The sequence below is a fragment of the Mycobacterium sp. E2497 genome (assembly GCF_001668695.1).
In the GTDB taxonomy this organism is placed as follows: domain Bacteria; phylum Actinomycetota; class Actinomycetes; order Mycobacteriales; family Mycobacteriaceae; genus Mycobacterium.
Map to the genome: position 1 here is coordinate 62,665 of NZ_LZKD01000242.1, position 18,315 is coordinate 80,979.

Genomic DNA, 18,315 nt, shown 5'->3' on the forward strand with positions numbered 1-18,315 from the left:
TGTCGCCGCGTGTGTCTCGCGCGGTTTTACCCGTACATCTCCACGAAGTTTCTCAGCGACTTCTGCACGTCGCCCTTGACGGCGCGCGCCGCCGCCGAACCGACCGGGCCGAACAGCGGACGCCCGCCCAGCTCGAGACGAAGGCCGAGGGTCGAGCCCTCCTCGGCGGCTCGCACGGTGAGCGTGACGGCGTACTTGGCGCCGCCCTTGCCCGAACCCGACAGCGCCACCTCGTGCGGCGGGTCCCACGTGGTCACCGTCCACGTCACCCGGTTACGGAACCCCTTCGCCCGGGCCACGCCCACCACCTGGACGCCCTCGCCGAGCTCGTCGGGCAGATCACTGCGCCAGCCCTCGTGCATCACCAGCCAGTCTCCCAGGTCCGACAAGTCGGAGACGTGGTCCCACATGTCCTGCGGGCTCATCGGTACGTCGGCGGTCAGGTCAACGGCGGCCATGCGCGGAGCCTAGCGCGGCCGCTTCGTCACACCCGCCCCGTGCCGTGTGCCCCCGCTCAGAGGGATGCGGCTCAGAGGGATGCGGCGTTGTGCCCGCCTCGTAGCGACAATCCGAGACCCCCTGCGCGGTAGCCGCCTTTGTCGCTGTGAGGCGGGCACATCGTCGATCGCCCCGGCGCAGTGACGGAAGTGACCGAGGGGACGCGGCGCACGCTCAGCGGCTGGGTCCCCCGCGGAAGCGGCTACCGATCCGGATCCCCGGCAGCAGCAGACCCCGCGGCGCGAACCTGCCGCCGGTGCTGACGACCTTCGGCACCACACCCGGCACGACGGTGCGCCTGCCGGCCAGCATCCCGGCGATCGCCGCCTCGGCGACGTCGCGCGGCGAGACCTGCGCGATGGGAATGCTGAACCGCTCGGCGTGGGCGATCTCGGCCCACTCGGTCGGCACCGGCCCGGGACACAGGCACGTGACCGACACCCCGGTGCCGTGCAGCTCCTCGTGGACGGCCTCGGAGAACGTCTGCACGAACGCCTTGGTGGCCGAATAGACCGCCATGTACGGCACCGGCTGAAAGCCGGCGATCGAGGCGATGTTCATCACCGCACCGACACCGCGCTTGACCATGCCGGGCAGGGCCGCGTGGGTGAGTTCCATCAGCGCCAGCGCGTTGAGGGTGACCTCCTCGCTTTCGCGCTCGAGCGGCAGCTCGTGGAAGACGCCGCTGGTGCCGAAGCCCGCGCTGTTGCACAGGCCGGCGATCGGCTCGGCGCGCAGCCGGTCCGCCAGCTTCGCGCGGCCCTTCGAATCGCCCAGGTCCAGCGGCAGCACCTCGACCGCCACGGAGTACTCCTGGCCGACTTCGTTGGCCAGCTCGTCGAGGCGTTCCCGGCGCCGCGCGACCAGCAACAGCGGGAAGCCGCGGCGGGCCAGCCCGCGGGCCAGTTCGGCGCCGATGCCGGACGAGGCGCCGGTGATGACGACGGTGGTCTGGATGTCGGGCTTGGGAAGGCTCATGATGTCACCAATGTATCCCGCGGGTCGCCCGCACAAACGTCTCGCTGCGCTTGTCGAATTGCTGTGACTCGCTTGCAGATTCGTCACCCCGGGCGGCTTCGGAGTCGCCGAACATGGCGAACGCCCGATTGCGCACTCGGTCCATCACCGCCGGGTTCACGGCGTCGGCGACGGCGGCGAACTGCCCGAACGGCGAGCTGGCCCGCCGGGGCCGGTGCACGATGGCGTCCGCGATCACCCCGGCCGCCTGATCCGGCGTCAGCGCCGGGAACTTGTCGTAGAGCGTGGTCGGGCTGATCATCGGCGTGCGCACCAGGGCCATGTGCACGGTGGTGAACTTGACGCCATCATTGACGGTTTCGGCCTGCAGGGAATCGCACAGGCTGTCCAGCGCGGCCTTGCTGGCGATGTAGGCGCCGAAGCGCGGCGCACGCGTCTGCACACCCACCGAGGAGACGTTGATGATGTGCCCGAATCCGCGTTCCCGCATCCCGGGGATGAATTTGAGGATGAGCTGGACCGCGCCCAGGTAGTTCAGCTGCATGGTCCGCTGATAGTCGTGGATCCGGTCGTAGGACAGCTCCAGCGATCGCCGGATGGACCGGCCCGCGTTGTTGATCAGGATGTCGACGCCGCCGAGGTCGCTGAGCACCTGGTCGGCCATCGCGGCGATGGCGTCCATGTCGGACAGGTCGCACGGGTAGACGTGTGCGGTGCCACCGTTGCCTTCGATTTCTGAGGCGACCTTTTCCAGGTTTTCCCGGGTCCGCGCGACCAGCACGACCGTGCCGCCCGCTTCGGCGATCTTCTTCGCGGCGGCCTCGCCGATGCCCGACGATCCCCCGGTGATCAGGACGGTCTTGCCCCCGACCGCCTCGTCGAGCGTGCGGCCCTGGACGGCGTCGAGCAGATTCCTCAGGTAGAAGGGCCGGTAGCGCCCCGCGGAGTTGGGCGTGTTGACGAGGTGGGATACCGCCGCGATCGGCTTCTCCACCAAGTTCGCGAGCGGCTTTTCGACCAAGCTCGTCAAGTCACCAAGATTCATCGGCTTTCGCTCCTGATGGTGTCGGCCCCCCGACCGCAATTGGCCTGCCCGTTGACCACGATCGCCTGGCGGGGCGGTGTGCATGATGTGACGTGAGTCATTGAGCCAACCTATGGCATAGGTTCGCCGGCTCGATGCAGATTTCGGGCATGTAACAGCGGGCGCACGTCTCACGGCCGGCCGTGCGCAACCGTCAAAAGGCGGCAATCCGCTTGTTACGCAAGGATATCCGCGTGTGATCGCGAACTAACTGGCGAGCAATGCCGAGATGTTCCAATCGCACTTATGAAAATTCTGGCACGCTTCCGCAAACCCGAGCCGGTCGCGATCTATGACCGGATCGGTGGGCACGAGGCGATCGAAGTCGTGGTCGAGGACTTCTACGTTCGCGTGCTTGCCGACGACCAACTCGCGGGCTTCTTCACCGGAACCAACATGAACCATCTCAAAGGCAAGCAGGTGGAGTTCTTCGCGGCCGCCCTCGGCGGCCCCGAGCCCTACACCGGCGCGCCGATGAAGCAGGTGCACCAGGGTCGCGGCATCACGATGCACCACTTCAACCTGGTGGCCAGGCACCTGTCCGACGCGCTCGCGGCGGCCGGGGTCCCCTCCGAGACGGTCACGGAGATCATCGGTGCGATCGCGCCGCTGGCTCCCGAGATCGCCACCGGCGAGGCCAACAAGGCGACCGTCTGACCGCTCCGCCGAGATCGCCGGCGATCTCGGCGTGTCGAGCCCGGGCGGCGGCCTGCAACCGGTAGTCAGCACCTATGCGACTGATCGCCGTCATCGTTGCGGCCCTGATGCTGGGCGCCTGCGGTGCGAAAACGACCCCGCCGTCGGCCGGCACCACCACGGGAACGACCACCACCACGACTGCCCCGCCGACCGCGGCGGCGCTCGACTGCGCCAAACCGGCCAACGCGGCGCAGCAGCTGGTGTGCCGCGATCCGCAGCTGACCGACCTCGACCACCGCCTGCAGGCCGCCTACCAACAGGCCCTTGCCCGGCCCGGCGTGGACCAGGGCGCGCTGACGTCCGCGCAGAACAGCTGGGCGACCACTCGCGACGGTTGCGCACAGAACCCGGAAGCGCGCACCTGCCTGGTCGAGGCGTATCAGACGCGGCTGGTCGAACTGGCCATCGCCGACCCCGGCACCCTGAGCCCGCCCGTCGTCACCTACCAGTGCCCCGCCGACGCGGGGCCGTTGACCGCGCAGTTCTACAACGAATTCGACCCGCCCGCGGCGGTGCTCAACTGGAAGGGCAACCAGGAGATCCTCTTCCTCGAGCCGTCGGGCAGCGGCGCCCGATACGGCCGGCAGGGCTCGCAGTACTGGGAGCACCAGGGCGAGGTCAAGCTTGACCTGAACGGCACCAAATTCGTCTGCCGCGCACCGTGATTCGGCGCGCGAAGGGCCGACGGATCAGTCGAAGACGACGACCGCCCGGCCGACGATGTCTCCTCGCCCCAACGCTTCCAGTTTGTCGTTGATGTCGTCGAGTTTGACCGGGACCACGTGGTGCTTGATCAGGCCTTGGCCGGCGAGTGCAAGCACTTCCCGCAGGTCGTTGTAGTTGCCCCAAAACGAGCCGAAGTAGGACTTCTCTCCACTGACGAACGGAAACAGTGGCAGTTCCACCCGCTCTCCCATGAGGCCTACCTGCGACAGCGCGCCCTCGGTCGCGAGAATTGCGGCCGCCAGTCCCAGGGACTCCGGTGACCCTGCGCAGTCCAGCACCGCGTCGACGGTGCGGCGGCCGGTCACGTCCTCGATCTCGTCCTGCACGTCCTCGACGGACTTGTCCCGGACGTTGACGGTGTGATGGGCGCCGTGGTCCGTTGCGATCCGGAGCTTTTCGTCGCTGCGGGCGAACCCGAACACGGTCGCGCCGCCGCCAAGCAACCGGGCGTATTGGACCGCGTAGCTGCCGAGGCCACCGATACCGTTGACAACCACCGTGCGGCCGGCGCCGAGCTTGCCCGCGTCACGCAACTTCTTCATACCGCGGTAAGGCGTGAGGCCCGCATCGGTCAGTGGGGCCAGGTACCGGGGTTCGGCATTCGGTTGATCGGCAACGGAGATCACGTGGTCATAAGGAGTGACCATGTACTCGGCGAAACCCCCATTGGGTCCGAATCCGACGAGTTGCCCATCGGCGCACAGTTGCTGGTTGCCTTCGTGGCACTGCCGGCAGGTGCCGTCCCCCCAGTTCGGGTCCACCACGACAAGGTCCCCTTCGCCGATACCGGCGGCATCCGGCACGTCGGCGCCCACTTCGGTGATGGTGCCCGCCACTTCGTGTCCGGGGATGAACGGGAAGTCCACCGGCAGGCCGTCCCGGAAGTAGCCATCCAGCAGCTGATAATCGCTGCGGCACATGCCCGTCGCCGCGACCTTGATCAGGACCTGGCTGGGCCCGACATCGGGAATGGGAACTTCGTCAATCTCCAGCGGCCGGTTGTATCCGTGCATGCGTGCTGCCCGCATCGGCATGATCTCTCCTCGATGTCCGCAATGTGATCGCCTGTGGCGCCGGTATGGGTCCTGCCCGAAGGATGATCAAAAGCCAACCGGATCAATGGCGGCCGCGGTACAAGATTCCTGCTCAATGTTTGCCCGTTTCGATCCGGCCCCGGCGACACTTACCCAGCGAGGACCCCGGCAGTCCGATACCTTTTGTTTGCGGAGCGGTTGCGGCCTCCGCGGTGTGTTGATGCCAAGGGGGTGCCGACCTGACCGCCACCGAACCTATCGAGCACCATCTCACCTCCGGCGATCTTGTCGCCGAATTGACGGCTCGTGCATGGCATTCCGGCGCAAACGTCGGATTATGGCCAGGTCTGACGATCTACCGTTTCACCGAGCCCGCCGAACCCGAGTGGCAGGAGATCCGGGGACTGTCGATCGGACTCGTCGCGCAAGGCCGCAAGGCGGTCATTGAGATGGGTCGGCGTCATGTCTACGACCAGTTCAGTTACCTGGTGATCAACGGTGATCTGCAATTCCAGAGCGAGGTGCTCGAGGCGTCGCCGAGCAAGCCCTGCCTGTGCATGGTGCTGGAGGTGGATCCATCTACCGTTCGCGACATCACCGAGAAGATGCCGGGCCGGGAGCGCGCCGAGGCCGCGGCGGTGCGAGATCTCACCGAATCGTGCGTCGTCTCCGCACTCGACGACGAAGTCATGAGTTCGATCCTGCGGTTCTTGCGGTCGCTGTCGACCGACGTCGATCGGCGTGTGCTGGCGCCCCTCTATCTTCGCGAGTTGGTGTACCGGGTTCTGCAACGGGAACAGTTTGCGCGAATGAGGGACTTCGCCACCCAGCAGGCGGCCGGTAATCCCATCGGCGCGGCACTGACGTACATCAACGCGCATTGGGCCGAGCCGATAACGGTCGCGACCCTGGCCGCGCAGGTGGGCCTGAGTTCATCCGCATTCACCAGAGCGTTCCGCGAGGTGACGGGGACTTCGCCGTATCAGTACGTCAAGGACGTGCGGCTGAACCGGGCGCGCGAACTCGTGCTGGACCGGCGGTTGGCGGTGGCCGATATCGCCCACCGGGTCGGCTATGTCAGCGTCTCGCACTTCATCAGCGAGTTCCGGACCCGGTTCGGCGCTACCCCGCGCGATTACGGCGGCGGTCAGTCCGCCGGCTGAGGCGGACCGATACCCGAAAGATCGGATCAGTAACGGCTTCGAGGACTCGCACCGGTTGGACGCTCACTTCGTCGCTGATCACTGCCTAGCATGCTCGGCATGGCCCGCACATTCGACGACCTCGTCGCGGAGGCCGACGCGGCCCCCGTCGACGGTTGGGATTTCTCCTGGCTGGACGGGCGCGCCACCGAGGAGCGCCCGTCGTGGGGTTACCAGCGGCAGATGAGCCGGCGGCTGGCGAGCGCGTCGGCCGCCTGCGACCTCGACACGGGCGGCGGCGAAGTGCTCGCCGGCGCCGAACGGTTTCCGCCGACGATGGCCGCGACGGAGTCGTGGCCACCCAACGCGGCCCTGGCCACCCAGCGCCTGCATCCCCGCGGCGTGGTGGTCGTGGTGACCGGGGACGAGCCGCGGCTGCCGTTCGCCGACGCGGCTTTCGACCTGGTGACCAGCCGCCACCCCATCGCGGTGCGGTGGGCCGAGATCGCCCGGGTGCTGCGGCCGGGCGGCACCTATTTCGCCCAGCAGATCGGGCCCGCGACGATGGCCGAGCTCGTCGAATACTTCATCGGCCCACAGCCGGAGAAGTGGGCGGAGTTGCACCCCGACGTCCAGGGCGCCGAGGCCCGGGCCGCCGGGATGGACGTGGTCGACATGCGCATGGAGCGCATGCGCGCCGAGTTCTTCGACGTCGGCGCCGTGATCTACTTCCTGCGCAAGGTGATCTGGACGGTGCCGGACTTCACGGTCGACGCCTACCGGGACCGGCTGCGTGAACTGCACGAGCGGATCGAGGCCGACGGGCCGTTCGTCGCGCACTCGGTGCGGCTGCTCGTGGAGGCGCGCAAGCCGGGGTGATCAGCCCTCGGCGCGCAGCACGTCCAGCGCGTGCTGCAGATCGGCCGGGTAGGGGCTGACGATCTCCATCCGCCTGCCGTCCGCAGGATGGGCGAACGCCAGCGAGCGGGCATGCAGCCATTGCCGTTCCAACCCAAGCCTTTTCGCGAGTTTCGGATCCGCCCCGTAGACCAGGTCGCCGCAGCACGGATGGTGCAGCGCGGAGAAGTGCACCCGGATCTGGTGCGTGCGACCGGTTTCCAGGTGCACGTCGAGCAGGCTGGCGGCCTGGAAGGCTTCGATGGTGTCGTAGTGGGTGAGGCTGTGCCGGCCCTCCTTCGTGACGGCGAACTTCCACTCGCCGCCGCGGTGGCGTCCGATCGGAGCGTCGATCGTCCCGCTCGAGGGGTCCGGATGCCCCTGCACCAGCGCGTGGTAGCGCTTGTCGACCGTGCGCTGTTTGAACGCCCGCTTCAGCGCGGTGTAGGCGCGCTCGGAGAGCGCCACCACCATCACGCCGGAGGTGCCCACGTCGAGGCGGTGCACGATGCCCTGCCGCTCGGGAACCCCGGACGTGGTGATCCGGTAACCGGCGGCGGCCAGACCGCCGAGCACGGTCGGCCCCGTCCAGCCCACCGACGCGTGCGCGGCCACCGCGGCCGGCTTGTCCACCGCGACGATGTCGTCGTCGGAGTACAGGATCGTCATGCCCTCGATGTCGACGGGCGTGTTCTCCACCGGCGGCGGGGCTTCGGGCAGCCGCACCTGCAGCCACGCGCCCCCGGTCAGCCGGTCGGACTTGCCGGCGCGCACGCCGTCGAGCTCGACGCCGCCGTCTTCGGCCAGGGCCGCCGCGGCGCTGCGGGACAGTCCGAGCAGCCGGGCCAGGCCCGCGTCCACGCGCATGCCCGCCAGCCCCTCCGGGACCGGCATGGAACGGTCGGTCATCGGCTACGGTCGGCCTTGCTCCGACGGCCCACGGTGTCGAAGTCGTAGCCGAAGACCGACAGCACCACCAAGAGGATGGCGCCGCCGACCACCGACGGGTCGGCGACGTTGAACACCGGCCACCAGCCCACCGACAGGAAGTCCACGACATGGCCGCGCAGCGGTCCGGGCGCCCGGAAGAAGCGGTCGACCAGGTTGCCCGTGGCGCCGCCCAGGATCATCCCCAGCCCGACCGCCCACCAGGGCGACACCAGCCGGCGGCCCATCCAGAAGATGCCGACCACCACGCCGGTCGCGATCAGCGTCAGCACCCAGGTGTATCCCGTCGCCATCGAGAACGCGGCGCCGGAGTTGCGCACCAGCGTCCAGGTCACCGTGTCGCCGATGATGGGCACCGGCTGACCGGGCGGCAGCAGTTTGACGGCGAGCACCTTGGTGACGACGTCCAGGGCCAAGACGATCGCGGCGACCGACAGCAGCAGGCGCAGCCGCCTCGGCGGCCGCTGCGGGTCGGTGACGGGCGCGTCCTTGGCCTCGTCGGTTGAGGTCACGGGCTCAGTGGATCCTGTGGGTTCCTCGGGCACTCTCACATCATCCCCCAATGCGTACTCGGGCCGGCCGAGGTTCGCGGTTGGCGTGCGCGATGATCTCACCATGGGCCGGCTCACCGTCATCGCCACCGGAGGCACGATATCGACCGGCACGGGCGCGGACGGCGTGCACCGGCCCTCCTATGGCGCGGCCGATCTGGCTGCCGGCCTCGATGTCGACGTCGTCGACGTGCTGGCCGTGGACAGCTCGCAGCTGATGCCCGCCGACTGGGACCGGATCCGCGGAGCGGTGCGCGCGGCGATCGACGGCGGCGCCGACGGCGTGGTGATCACGCACGGGACCGACACCATGGAGGAGACCGCGCTGTGGCTCGAGCTCACCCATGACGGCGACGTTCCCGTGGTGCTCACCGGGGCCATGCGCAGCGCCGACGCGCCCGGCGCCGACGGCCCGGCCAACCTGCGGGCCGCCCTTGCGGTGGCGGGCAGCCCCGCCGCCCGTGGCCTGGGTGTGCTGGTGTGTTTCGCCGGCCGGGTGTTGCAGCCGCTGGGGATGAGCAAGGTGGCCACCGACGACCTGACCGGCTTCGCGGGTGAGCTGATCGGCACGGTGAACGGCGGTGTCACGCTGGCCGGCACCAAGACGCGGCCCCGGCTGGGCGACCTCACCGCGGCGGACGCGCCGCGGGTGGACATCGTCGCCGCGTACCTGGGCAGCGACGGGGTGGCCCTGGACGCGTGCGTGGCCGCCGGGGCCCGTGGCGTGGTGCTCGAGGCGCTGGGTTCGGGCAACGCCGGCGACGCGGTGGTCGACGCGGTGCGTCGGCAGTGCCGGGCCGGGGTCGCGGTCGCGGTGTCCACCCGCGTCCCGGGCGGCCGGGTCGGTGCAAGCTACGGGCCCGGGCACGAGATGGCGGCCGCGGGCGCGGTGATGGTGCCCGGCTTGCGGCCACCGCAGGCCCGGGTGCTGATGATGGCCGCGCTGGCCGCGAAGCTACCGGTCGGCGACGTCATCGCCCGGTGGGGCTGACGGTTCGTTCGCTTCCAGGGCCTGCAGGACGCCCAGGTATTCCGGCCAGTCCAGCGAATCGACCGGGTTAGCCTTGGTCAGCTCGGCGGTGTCGGCGGGGAACGTCCTGGCCGGGCCCGGGCCCGAGCTGCGGGTCTCGAACCGCGCGGTGACGACGCCGTGGCCGGCGCCCTGCACCCAGCCGTGCCCGAGTTCGGGGTGCAAGACGTCGTCTCCCACCCGCCACCCCGCTTCCGCCTCCGGCCCCGGCGCGAACATGGCCTCGGCCGCCGTCTCGACGTGCTGCCCGTCGCCCGTCTCCCCCATCAGGTCCAGGTCGGGAAACAGCGACTCCTGGCGCACGTCGCTCAGCCCCGAAAAGCCCACGCCCAGTAGGCGGATCGGCCCGATCTCGCGCGGGTCGAGCAGCAGCCGCCGGGCGACCGCGACCAGCGCGCCGGGCTCGGTCGTCGCGTAGGGCAGCGTGGCCGAGCGGGTCAGCGTGCTCATGTCGGATTTCTTCAGCTTCACGGTGACGGTGCGCGCGCCCCGGCCGTCGCGCAGCAGGCGTTGGTGCGCATGCTCGGCGATCGGGTCGATCGCCTCCCGCAGCTGCTCCAGGCTGGTCAGGTCGACGGCGAAGGTGGACTCGGAGCTGATCTGCTTGGCTTCGGCGCGCTCGGCGACGGGGCGGTCGTCGACGCCCTGGGCCAGGCGGTGCAGCGCCGGCCCGATCGTCGCACCCAGGATGTTGGCGGCCTCGGCGTCGGTCAGGGCGGCCAGGTTGCCGATCGTCTCGATGCCCAGCCGATTGAGCTTCTCCTCGGCGACCGGCCCGATGCCCCACAACCGCCGCACCGGCAGCCCGCCCAGCAGCGACCGCTCCTCGGCGCGCCGGACCACCCGAACGCCGTCGGGCTTCGCCAGGCCCGACGCGATCTTGGCGATCTGCTTGCCCGAGCCGGCGCCGACCGAGGCGATCAGGCCGGTCTCGTCGCGAACCCGTCGCCGCAGGTCCTCGCAGAACGCCTCGACCTCCTCGGCCGACGCGCCCGCGAGGTGGGGCGGCTCACCGAAGCCCTCGTCGAAGGACAGCTGTTCGACGACGGGCACCAGGCTGCGCACGGCGTCGAAGACCCGTCGGCTGGCCACCCCGTACACCACGCCGCGCGGCGGCAACACCACCGCGGTCACCCCGATCAGTCGGCGGGCCTGATGCATCGGCATGGCCGAGCGGGCGCCGTACACGCGGGCCTCGTAGCTGGCGCCGGCCACCACACCACGCCCGCCCAGGCCGCCGACCAGCACCGGCCGCCCGCGCAGGGTCGGCCGGGTGAGTTGTTCCACCGAGGCGAAGAACGCATCCATGTCCAGGTGCAGCACCCAACGGGACTCCACGCATCGATGCTATGGGTCTAGCGTCGTTGGGTATGGAGGCTGACGGCACAGACGCACCGAAGTCTCGATGGGAGCGGGTGCGCCATCAGTGGAACGAGCGGCTGCAGCCCGGTGAACAGGCCACGGTGCTGGCCTGGACGTCGTTCACCCTCACCTTCGCCGGGCTGCGGGCGCTCACACATTGGATCCGCGCGGGCCATGGCCCCTCGGGGGGCGGTATGCCGTTGGGCGGGAAGCACTTTCACCACTACAACATCGGCATCGGGATGCTGGCGACGGTGGGCGGCGTGGGGCTGCGCGGAACCGATAGGCAACGACGGCACCCGGCGGCGGCCATCGCCTACGGCGCCGCGAACGCCATGATCGTCGACGAGCTCGCGCTGCTGTTGGACCTCAAGGACGTCTACTGGGCACGTGACGGCCGCGAGAGCGTCGACGTCGCGGTCGGACTCATCGCCACCGGCGCGACGGTCGTGGCAGGCATGCCGTTCTGGCCCCACGCCCACCGCGCGCTGCGCCCGCATTCCTCCGCGAGACTGTAACCAGCGACGAGTCTTCTCGAGAAACACGTCGCTGGTTACAGTCTCGCGGTCAGCACGGGCAGCCCCTCGCCGCCAGGGCACTTCGCGCCCGCTCCACGACGACATCCGGTCGGTGTCGTAGCAGGTCGGCACCGACCCGGATCAAGCGCCATCCGCGTCGCTCCAGTTCTGCGGTGCGCTCGATGTCGTTGGCCCGGATTCGCGGGTCCGTCCAGTGCTGCGGCCCGTCGTATTCCACCCCGACGAGCCACTCCTCCCAGCCCATGTCGATCCTGGCCAGCACGGCGCCCCACACGTTGCGCACGACGATCTGAGTCTGAGGCCTGGGCAGACCCCCATGAATCAGCGCCAGCCGGGTCCTGGTCTCCTGCGGAGATTCGGCGCCGGCGTCGACGAGGGGCACCACCCTACGCAACTGCTTCATGCCGCGTGCGCCGCGGTGCTTGTCCATCAGCGGCCACACGTCTTCGGCGGCGAGGCCCGTCGCTCGTGCCAGGGCGTCCATGCGGATCACCGCGAGTGTCCACCCCGGTCGCCGTCCCAGGTCGAAGGCAGTGCGGGCCGCCGATGTGACGGGTATGCCGTCGACCATCGTCACCTCTCCTGTCGCAAGTGTCTCGTTGCGGGTGACGATCAACGACGGCGGACGCGTGCGATCGCAGACCAGTTCGGCCGGGGAGTGCGGATCGACCCACTGGGCGCCGTGCAGGGCCGCGGCCGAGGTGCCCGCCACGACGGCTTGCTTACCGGACCACAACCACGCGGCGATCGCGCGGTCCCGCGCGGTCAATTCGCCACCGCGCCGCTGGTACACATTGCGGTAGATCCGGGTGCACGAACGCCGGAGCTCACGTTGCGTCCACGCTCCCGCTCGAATGGCGTCGGTACCGACGAATGGCTCTGTGCTCACGACGGCAGGGTGCCACGCCACGCCGACATGCCCGCGAGACTGCAACTAACGACGGCTCGTCTCGGGAAATGCGTCGCGGAATACAGTTTCGCGACTCAGACTTTGGCGATGCTGACCCGCACGCCGTCGCCGATGTCGACGCCGTCGGACGGCGCGCCGAATTCGAAACTGGTGGCGAGGATCTCACCGGCGATCAGGTCGCGATGGGTGCGCGCCCAGTCGGCCCGCTCGGGCGGCACCGACATCACGACGGAGATCCGGTCGGACACGTCGAGACCCGTGGATTTGCGGAGCTCCTGCAGCTCACGAATGCGGTCCTTGGCCCAGCCCTCGGCCTCCAGCTCCGGGGTGACCGTGCCGTCGAGCACCACCAGCCCGGCCCCGTCGGGCAGCGCCGCGGTGAACTCCGGGTCGGCGGCGACCAGCCGCGAGCTGTACTCCTCGGGTTGCAGCAGCGCGGGTCCCGCGGTCAGGGTGCCGTCGGGGTTGACGACGCCCTGCCCCGCCTTGACCGCCTTGATGGCGGCCTGCACGTCCTTGCCTAGCCGCGGGCCGGCGACGCGGGCGTTGACGGTGAGCTCGAACCGCCCGTAGGTGTCGATGGCGTCGGTCAGCTCGACGCTCTTGACGTTGAGCTCGTCGGCGATCAGGTCCGCGAACGGCTCCAGCCGCTGCGGGTTCTCCACCGCCACGGTCAATTTCGGCAGCGGCAGCCGCACCCGCAACTTCTTGGCCTTGCGCAGCGACGACGCCGCCGAGCACACCTCGCGGACCTGGTCCATCGCGGCGACCAGATCGGGGTCGGCCGGCAGCGCTTCGGCGTCGGGCCAGTCCGTGAGATGAACCGACCGCCCCCCGGTCAGGCCGCGCCAGATGATCTCGGTGACCGACGGCAGCAGCGGCGCGGCCAGCCGCGAGGTGACCTCGAGCACGGTGTGCAGGGTGTCGATGGCGTCGAGGTCCTCTTCCCAGAACCGCGAACGCGACCGGCGCACATACCAATTCGTCAGCGCCTCGGTGAACTGCCGCAGGTGCTCGCACGCCCTCGAGATGTCGCAGGTGTCCATCTCACGAGTGAGGTCGTCGCGCAGGTCGGCCAGCTTGGCCAGGATGTAGCGGTCCAGCACCTGACGCGAATCGGTGCGCCAGGAACCGACTTTCGGCGCGTAGAGGGCCAGGAAGCTGTAGGCGTTCCACAGCGGCAGCAGGACCTGGCGCACGCCGTCGCGGATGCCCTGCTCGGTGACGATCAGGTTGCCGCCGCGCAGGATCGGCGAGGCCATCAGGAACCACCGCATGGCGTCGGAGCCGTCCCGGTCGAACACCTCCGAGACGTCGGGGTAGTTGCGCAGCGACTTGCTCATCTTCTGCCCATCGGAGCCCAGCACGATCCCGTGCGCGACACAGGTTTTGAAGGCGGGCCGGTCGAACAGGGCGGTGGCCAGCACGTGCAGCGTGTAGAACCAGCCGCGGGTCTGGCCGATGTACTCCACGATGAAGTCGCCCGGGTAATGGGTGTCGAACCACTCGCGGTTCTCGAACGGGTAGTGCACCTGGGCATACGGCATCGAGCCCGAGTCGAACCACACGTCGAGCACGTCCGGGATGCGCCGCATGGTGCTGCGGCCGGTCGGGTCGTCGGGGTTCGGGCGGGTCAGCTCGTCGATGTAGGGCCGGTGCAGGTTGGTCGGCCGCACCCCGAAGTCGCGTTCCAGCTCGTCCAGGCTGCCGTAGACGTCGATGCGCGGGTAGGCCGGGTCGTCGGACTTCCACACCGGAATGGGGCTGCCCCAGTAGCGGTTTCGCGAGATCGACCAGTCGCGGGCGCCCTGCAGCCACTTGCCGAACTGGCCGTCCTTGACGTGCTCGGGATACCAGGTGATCTGTTGGTTGAGTTCCACCATGCGGTCGCGGAACGCGGTGACGGTGACGAACCAGGACGACACCGCCCGGTAGATCAGCGGATTGCGGCACCGCCAGCAGTGCGGGTAGGGGTGCTCGTAGGTCTCGTGGCGCACCAACACCGCGCCGTTGGCCGCCGCCGGGCCGCTGCCGTTCTTCAGGTCGCGGATGATGTGCGGGTTGGCGTCGAAGACGTGCTGCCCGCGGTAATCCGGGACGCTGGCGTCGAACCGGCCCTTGGAGTCGACCGGGGTGACCGGCACGATGCCCACCTTGTCGGTGGTCGCCATGTCGTCCTCGCCGTAGGCCGGCGCCATGTGCACGATGCCGGTGCCGTCCTCGGTGGTGACGAACTCCCCGGGCAGCACCTGAAAAGCCTTGGGGCTGTCCATGAAATACGGGAACGGCGGCAGGTAGCGGGTACCGAGCAGGTCGGCACCGCTGTAGCTGCCCAGTATCTCGGGTTCTTCGCCCAACTCGCGGGCGTAGGCGGCCAGCCGCGGCTGGGCCAGCACGAAGCGGTGCTCGCCGGCCCGGACCTCGACGTAGGTGACCTCGGGGTTGACCGCGACCGCCAGGTTCGACGGCAGCGTCCACGGCGTCGTCGTCCACACCAGCAGGTGCGCCCCGTCCAGTGGACCGCCGGCCACCTTGAATCCGACGGTCAGCGCCGGGTCCTGGCGGCTCTGGTAGACGTCGTCGTCCATGCGCAATTCGTGGTTGGACAGCGGGGTTTCGTCGCGCCAGCAGTACGGCAGGACGCGGTAGCCCTCGTAGGCCAGGCCCTTGTCCCAGAGTTGCTTGAACGCCCAGATCACCGACTCCATGTAGGACAGGTCGAGCGTCTTGTAGTCGTTGTCGAAATCGACCCAGCGGGCCTGACGGGTGACATAGGCCCGCCACTCGTCGGTGTAGCGCAGCACCGATTCCCGGCACGCGTCGTTGAACGCGGCGATCCCCATGTCGTCGATCTGCGATTTGTCGTTGATGCCCAGCTGGCGCTCGACCTCGAGTTCGGCGGGCAATCCGTGGGTGTCCCAGCCGAAACGGCGCTCCACCTTGTAGCCGCGCATGGTGCGGTACCGCGGGACGATGTCCTTGACGTAGCCGGTGAGCAGGTGCCCATAGTGCGGCAGCCCGTTGGCGAAGGGCGGCCCGTCGTAGAAGACGTATTCCGGGGCGTCGTCGCGGCGGGCGATGCTCGCCCGGAAGGTGTCGTCGCCGGCCCAGTAGTCCAGTACCTCGAGTTCGAGGGCCGGGAAATCCGGCGCGCCACCGGCCGGTTTGGGGTAGGCCGTGGCGTCAGCGTTATCGGTCACGTGGTGCGTCGTCTCCTGTGCCTCAGCGCCGTTGGGCACTGGTAGCGCCTGTTGGGGACGACGACGCGCTGCCTGCGCGAGCGCCGCGGTACCACCCCGCTTGCCACGCTGTCGCGTGGCCGCTCGTTGAAGGCTGTGACGGGCCCACCCGTTCGGTTCTACTGAGCCGGCTCGCGAAGCCGGCGGTTCTTCCGAAGGCTCCCCGGTGATGCCGGATCGACGCCAGTGGCTCGATTCTACTCAGGCGAAGCACCCCAAGGGGCTACCTGGCCTCAGGAAACACCTGCGGCCGGGTAGCCCCTTGGAGCCTTGGTTGGTCGCTGCCCATCGGATCAGGCCTGAATTTCGAGCACTCCGACGCGCCACAGCGCCGCGTAGACGTGGCGCAGCGGGACACTGAGCAGCCGGGTGGCGCCCTCCACCAGCGGGTCGCCGGCGAGCAGGGGCTGCTTGTTGACCTGGCGGGCGGCCTTCTTGGGCGTCGGGGCCGCAACGGCGGCCTGCGTCGCGTCGACGTCGCGCACCACCCTCAGCGTGCGGGCGGGCGCTACGGTCACCACTTCGTCGTGCAGGGCTACGGTCATGGTCGCCTCCTAGGCGGGGTTCGGCAAAACGGGGACTAATTGGACTGACGTGTCCCGTCCCGTCGCGGTTCCGATCCTTGAGAACGCTTGGCCGACAAGCCACTTGGCGTTGCGACGACTCAGCCGAGAACGTCGTGCCGGAGATCGGACAGGGACGAGACGGAGTTCGGACTTCGACCCGGACTGTCGCTGGAACTCATGTGTCCCTCACCTCCTCGCGGTCACGACGCGCGCGGTGATCCGCACGCGATTTTTGCGCGCAGCACGAGGAGCAGAAAACCCGGCATGGCCGGAGGATCCGCACCCCTCTCGTCAGAGCTTCGGCACCACACGACGTGTCCGGTGTCCCGGAAGCCACCTGGGCTCAACCCTTAAGCCGGGAGGAGCTGTCCTGACCCGGGGCGTCTTTCGACGTTCGGGGTCAGTGGCCTGTATTCGTGTAGACGCCTCACCTAACGAGGTGCTTACCCGACCGATAATGCACGACGGGTCCGACAGGGTCAAACTCCTCCGCGCAGCGTTTCCCAATCTTTACGGGTTTCCGGGGCGGGCACACAGGATTCAGTCAGGTTGACGCCATGAGCTGGGCGGATAGCCACCCCCGTTGGGCGCCGGTTGTTCACCTCGCGTTTGCCGGGCCGCCGCGCAGGCGGCTCAAACACGGCTGATCAGCCCTCAACGAGGCCGTCGAGCCGCCCGACGGTGTCGATGAACTCCTCGACCATGTCGAGCACCACCGTTCGCGCAGGGCGAACCCGGTCGAGCGAGCCCACCACCTGGCCGACGAAGTAGGTGGCCAGCTCACGCGCCTTGGCGCCGGGGTGCGCGGCCGCGGAGTTGATGCGCACCTGCGGCTCGGTGACCAGCGCGGTCTGCAGCGGCATGCCGAGCGGGTCGGGCTTGTCGGGCCGGTCCCACTCGTCGGTCCAGGCCGTGCGCAGCATCCGCGCCGGCTTGCCCGTCATCGAGCGCGAGCGCACCGTGTCCGAGGAGGTGGCGGCCAGGAACTTGTCCTTGACCACCGGCGGCGTCTCGGCTTCTTCGGTGGTCAGCCACACCGACCCGCACCACACGCCTTCGGCGCCCAGGGCCAGGGCCGCCGCGATCTGGCGGCCGCGGGCGATCCCGCCCGCGGCCAGTACGGGGACGGGCGCCACGGCGTCGACGACCTCGGGGACCAGGACCATGGTGGCGACCTCGCCGGTGTGTCCCCCAGCCTCGGTGCCCTGGGCCACGATCAGGTCGACGCCGGCGGCGGCGTGCCGTTGCGCGTGGCGGGTGGTGCCGGCCAACGCGGCCACCAGCACGCCGCGGTCGTGGGCGCGTTCGACGAGGTCGGCCGGCGGCGGCCCGAGCGCGCTGGCGATCAGCCGGATGTCGTGATCGAACGCCACGTCCAGTAGCGGCTCGTAGCCCTTGGGCGAGATGTTGAGGCCGCCGGCGGAGGCCCGCAACTCCTGGGCCGGTGCGGTGATGCCGTAGCGGGCCAGGATGTCGTCGACGAACGCGCGGTGCTCCTCGGGCAGCCGCGCCCGCGCCTGCTTGGCGTCGATGCCGCCCTCGTCCGAACCGACGTACTTGGGCGGCAGCAGCAGGTCGACCCCGAACGGTTTGCCGCCCGTCTGCTCTTCGATCCAGGTCAGCTCGTTCTGCAACCGCTGGGGGCTGTGCGCCACCGCGCCGAGGATGCCGAAGCCCCCGGCATTGGTCACGGCGGCCACCACGTCGCGGCAGTGGCTGAACGCGCAGATGGGAAACTCGACGCCGAGCATTTCGGCGACTCTGGTACGCATTGCCCGACGCTAAAGAGGTATCGATCGACATGTCAATGCATGCCGCCATCCGCGATTGCCGGGCAGATGAGCCGGCACATGCGGCCCGCCAGATGCGTTTTGCCCCACCGAGCGAATGCCGAATTTGTTCCGCAAGTCACATTTCTGAAGACCACCTGAAGAAAGCGCGATTGCGGGCTCGCACAATTTGCCCATCGGTAGGATCCGAGATCTAATCAACCCAACGCATGGCTTATGGTCGCGCGGATCTGTCACGGTGCGCGGAGGCATTTCACTCTTCGTGCGAGAAGGGGGAATCCTGTTGTTACCCAGACTGATTCGCAGGGGCTGGTTGGATTCG

Annotated in this window: 17 protein-coding genes and 1 riboswitch; of the genes, 6 read left to right on the forward strand and 11 right to left on the reverse strand. The window is 69.0% G+C overall.

The window, feature by feature from the left end:
• Positions 1-26: 26 nt before the first annotated feature.
• The 3 genes from A5713_RS23100 to A5713_RS23110 all read right to left on the reverse strand — a co-directional run bounded on the left by A5713_RS23100 (position 27) and on the right by A5713_RS23110 (position 2,521).
• Entirely contained in the window at positions 27-458 is a 432-nt protein-coding gene (locus tag A5713_RS23100) for an SRPBCC family protein (protein ID WP_068098507.1), read from the reverse strand.
• Between the two features lie 214 nt (positions 459-672).
• Entirely contained in the window at positions 673-1,476 is an 804-nt protein-coding gene (locus tag A5713_RS23105) for an SDR family oxidoreductase (RefSeq protein ID WP_068098508.1), read from the reverse strand.
• A 4-nt stretch (positions 1,477-1,480) separates the two neighbouring features.
• Positions 1,481-2,521 carry an SDR family NAD(P)-dependent oxidoreductase gene (locus tag A5713_RS23110; protein WP_068098509.1) on the reverse strand — a complete coding sequence of 347 codons (1,041 nt, stop codon included), beginning with the start codon at positions 2,519-2,521 and terminating at the stop codon, positions 1,481-1,483.
• 285 nt (positions 2,522-2,806) lie between these two features.
• On the opposite strand from A5713_RS23110, the gene A5713_RS23115 reads away from it, so the two are divergent.
• A complete protein-coding gene (locus A5713_RS23115) occupies positions 2,807-3,217 on the forward strand; it encodes a group 1 truncated hemoglobin (RefSeq protein WP_068098510.1) in 411 nt (136 codons plus the stop codon).
• A gap of 74 nt (positions 3,218-3,291) precedes the next feature.
• Positions 3,292-3,924 (forward strand): lysozyme inhibitor LprI family protein, encoded by a 633-nt coding sequence (locus A5713_RS23120; protein WP_068098511.1) that lies wholly within the window; start codon positions 3,292-3,294, stop codon positions 3,922-3,924.
• 24 nt (positions 3,925-3,948) lie between these two features.
• Here A5713_RS23120 and A5713_RS23125 read toward each other — a convergent pair whose 3' ends face one another.
• Positions 3,949-5,019, reverse strand: coding sequence for an NAD(P)-dependent alcohol dehydrogenase (locus A5713_RS23125; RefSeq protein ID WP_082973114.1), 1,071 nt, complete (start codon positions 5,017-5,019; stop codon positions 3,949-3,951).
• 296 nt (positions 5,020-5,315) lie between these two features.
• On the opposite strand from A5713_RS23125, the gene A5713_RS23130 reads away from it, so the two are divergent.
• Both A5713_RS23130 and A5713_RS23135 read left to right on the forward strand, forming a co-directional pair.
• Positions 5,316-6,182 carry an AraC family transcriptional regulator gene (locus tag A5713_RS23130; protein WP_197516454.1) on the forward strand — a complete coding sequence of 289 codons (867 nt, stop codon included), beginning with the start codon at positions 5,316-5,318 and terminating at the stop codon, positions 6,180-6,182.
• Positions 6,183-6,281: 99 nt separating this feature from the next.
• Positions 6,282-7,040 (forward strand): class I SAM-dependent methyltransferase, encoded by a 759-nt coding sequence (locus A5713_RS23135; RefSeq protein WP_068098530.1) that lies wholly within the window; start codon positions 6,282-6,284, stop codon positions 7,038-7,040.
• Here the strand turns inward: A5713_RS23135 and A5713_RS23140 are convergent, their stop codons facing one another.
• A complete protein-coding gene (locus tag A5713_RS23140) occupies positions 7,041-7,967 on the reverse strand; it encodes an RluA family pseudouridine synthase (protein ID WP_068098513.1) in 927 nt (308 codons plus the stop codon). It lies immediately after the preceding gene.
• Positions 7,964-8,551, reverse strand: a complete 588-nt coding sequence (gene lspA, locus A5713_RS23145; RefSeq protein WP_082973115.1) for a signal peptidase II — start codon at positions 8,549-8,551, stop codon at positions 7,964-7,966. The genes A5713_RS23140 and lspA overlap by 4 nt, the downstream gene beginning before the upstream one ends.
• A gap of 70 nt (positions 8,552-8,621) precedes the next feature.
• Here lspA and A5713_RS23150 point away from each other — a divergent pair, with 70 nt between their 5' ends.
• Positions 8,622-9,548 (forward strand): asparaginase, encoded by a 927-nt coding sequence (locus A5713_RS23150; protein WP_067917958.1) that lies wholly within the window; start codon positions 8,622-8,624, stop codon positions 9,546-9,548.
• On the opposite strand, the gene A5713_RS23155 is transcribed toward A5713_RS23150, so the two are convergent.
• A complete protein-coding gene (locus tag A5713_RS23155; protein WP_197516459.1) occupies positions 9,513-10,910 on the reverse strand; it encodes a DNA polymerase IV in 1,398 nt (465 codons plus the stop codon). The genes A5713_RS23150 and A5713_RS23155 overlap by 36 nt on opposite strands.
• Positions 10,911-10,957: 47 nt before the next feature.
• On the opposite strand from A5713_RS23155, the gene A5713_RS23160 reads away from it, so the two are divergent.
• Positions 10,958-11,467, forward strand: a complete 510-nt coding sequence (locus A5713_RS23160; RefSeq protein ID WP_068098516.1) for a hypothetical protein — start codon at positions 10,958-10,960, stop codon at positions 11,465-11,467.
• Positions 11,468-11,516: 49 nt separating this feature from the next.
• Here the strand turns inward: A5713_RS23160 and A5713_RS23165 are convergent, their stop codons facing one another.
• From A5713_RS23165 to A5713_RS23180, 4 genes are all read right to left on the reverse strand, one after another.
• A complete protein-coding gene (locus A5713_RS23165) occupies positions 11,517-12,377 on the reverse strand; it encodes a DUF559 domain-containing protein (RefSeq protein ID WP_068098517.1) in 861 nt (286 codons plus the stop codon).
• 95 nt (positions 12,378-12,472) lie between these two features.
• Positions 12,473-15,598 carry an isoleucine--tRNA ligase gene (gene ileS, locus A5713_RS23170; RefSeq protein ID WP_068098531.1) on the reverse strand — a complete coding sequence of 1,042 codons (3,126 nt, stop codon included), beginning with the start codon at positions 15,596-15,598 and terminating at the stop codon, positions 12,473-12,475.
• Between the two features lie 332 nt (positions 15,599-15,930).
• A complete protein-coding gene (locus A5713_RS23175; protein WP_068098518.1) occupies positions 15,931-16,182 on the reverse strand; it encodes an Rv1535 family protein in 252 nt (83 codons plus the stop codon).
• A 297-nt stretch (positions 16,183-16,479) separates the two neighbouring features.
• A riboswitch (M-box (ykoK) riboswitch) is annotated at positions 16,480-16,649 on the reverse strand.
• A gap of 201 nt (positions 16,650-16,850) precedes the next feature.
• The gene (locus A5713_RS23180; protein WP_067917953.1) at positions 16,851-17,975 is read right to left on the reverse strand and encodes a nitronate monooxygenase family protein; all 1,125 of its coding nucleotides are present in this window, start codon (positions 17,973-17,975) and stop codon (positions 16,851-16,853) included.
• Between the last annotated feature and the right edge of the window lie 340 nt (positions 17,976-18,315).

Coding starts and splice junctions, on each gene's coding strand:
- A5713_RS23150 (WP_067917958.1), top strand. CDS start 8,622: ATGGGCCGGCTCACCGTCATCGCCACCGGAGGCACGATATCGACCGGC.
- A5713_RS23160 (WP_068098516.1), top strand. CDS start 10,958: ATGGAGGCTGACGGCACAGACGCACCGAAGTCTCGATGGGAGCGGGTG.
- A5713_RS23115 (WP_068098510.1), top strand. CDS start 2,807: ATGAAAATTCTGGCACGCTTCCGCAAACCCGAGCCGGTCGCGATCTAT.
- A5713_RS23175 (WP_068098518.1), bottom strand. CDS start 16,182: ATGACCGTAGCCCTGCACGACGAAGTGGTGACCGTAGCGCCCGCCCGC.
- A5713_RS23110 (WP_068098509.1), bottom strand. CDS start 2,521: ATGAATCTTGGTGACTTGACGAGCTTGGTCGAAAAGCCGCTCGCGAAC.
- A5713_RS23125 (WP_082973114.1), bottom strand. CDS start 5,019: ATGCCGATGCGGGCAGCACGCATGCACGGATACAACCGGCCGCTGGAG.
- A5713_RS23180 (WP_067917953.1), bottom strand. CDS start 17,975: ATGCGTACCAGAGTCGCCGAAATGCTCGGCGTCGAGTTTCCCATCTGC.
- A5713_RS23120 (WP_068098511.1), top strand. CDS start 3,292: ATGCGACTGATCGCCGTCATCGTTGCGGCCCTGATGCTGGGCGCCTGC.
- A5713_RS23105 (WP_068098508.1), bottom strand. CDS start 1,476: ATGAGCCTTCCCAAGCCCGACATCCAGACCACCGTCGTCATCACCGGC.
- A5713_RS23135 (WP_068098530.1), top strand. CDS start 6,282: ATGGCCCGCACATTCGACGACCTCGTCGCGGAGGCCGACGCGGCCCCC.
- A5713_RS23140 (WP_068098513.1), bottom strand. CDS start 7,967: ATGACCGACCGTTCCATGCCGGTCCCGGAGGGGCTGGCGGGCATGCGC.
- A5713_RS23100 (WP_068098507.1), bottom strand. CDS start 458: ATGGCCGCCGTTGACCTGACCGCCGACGTACCGATGAGCCCGCAGGAC.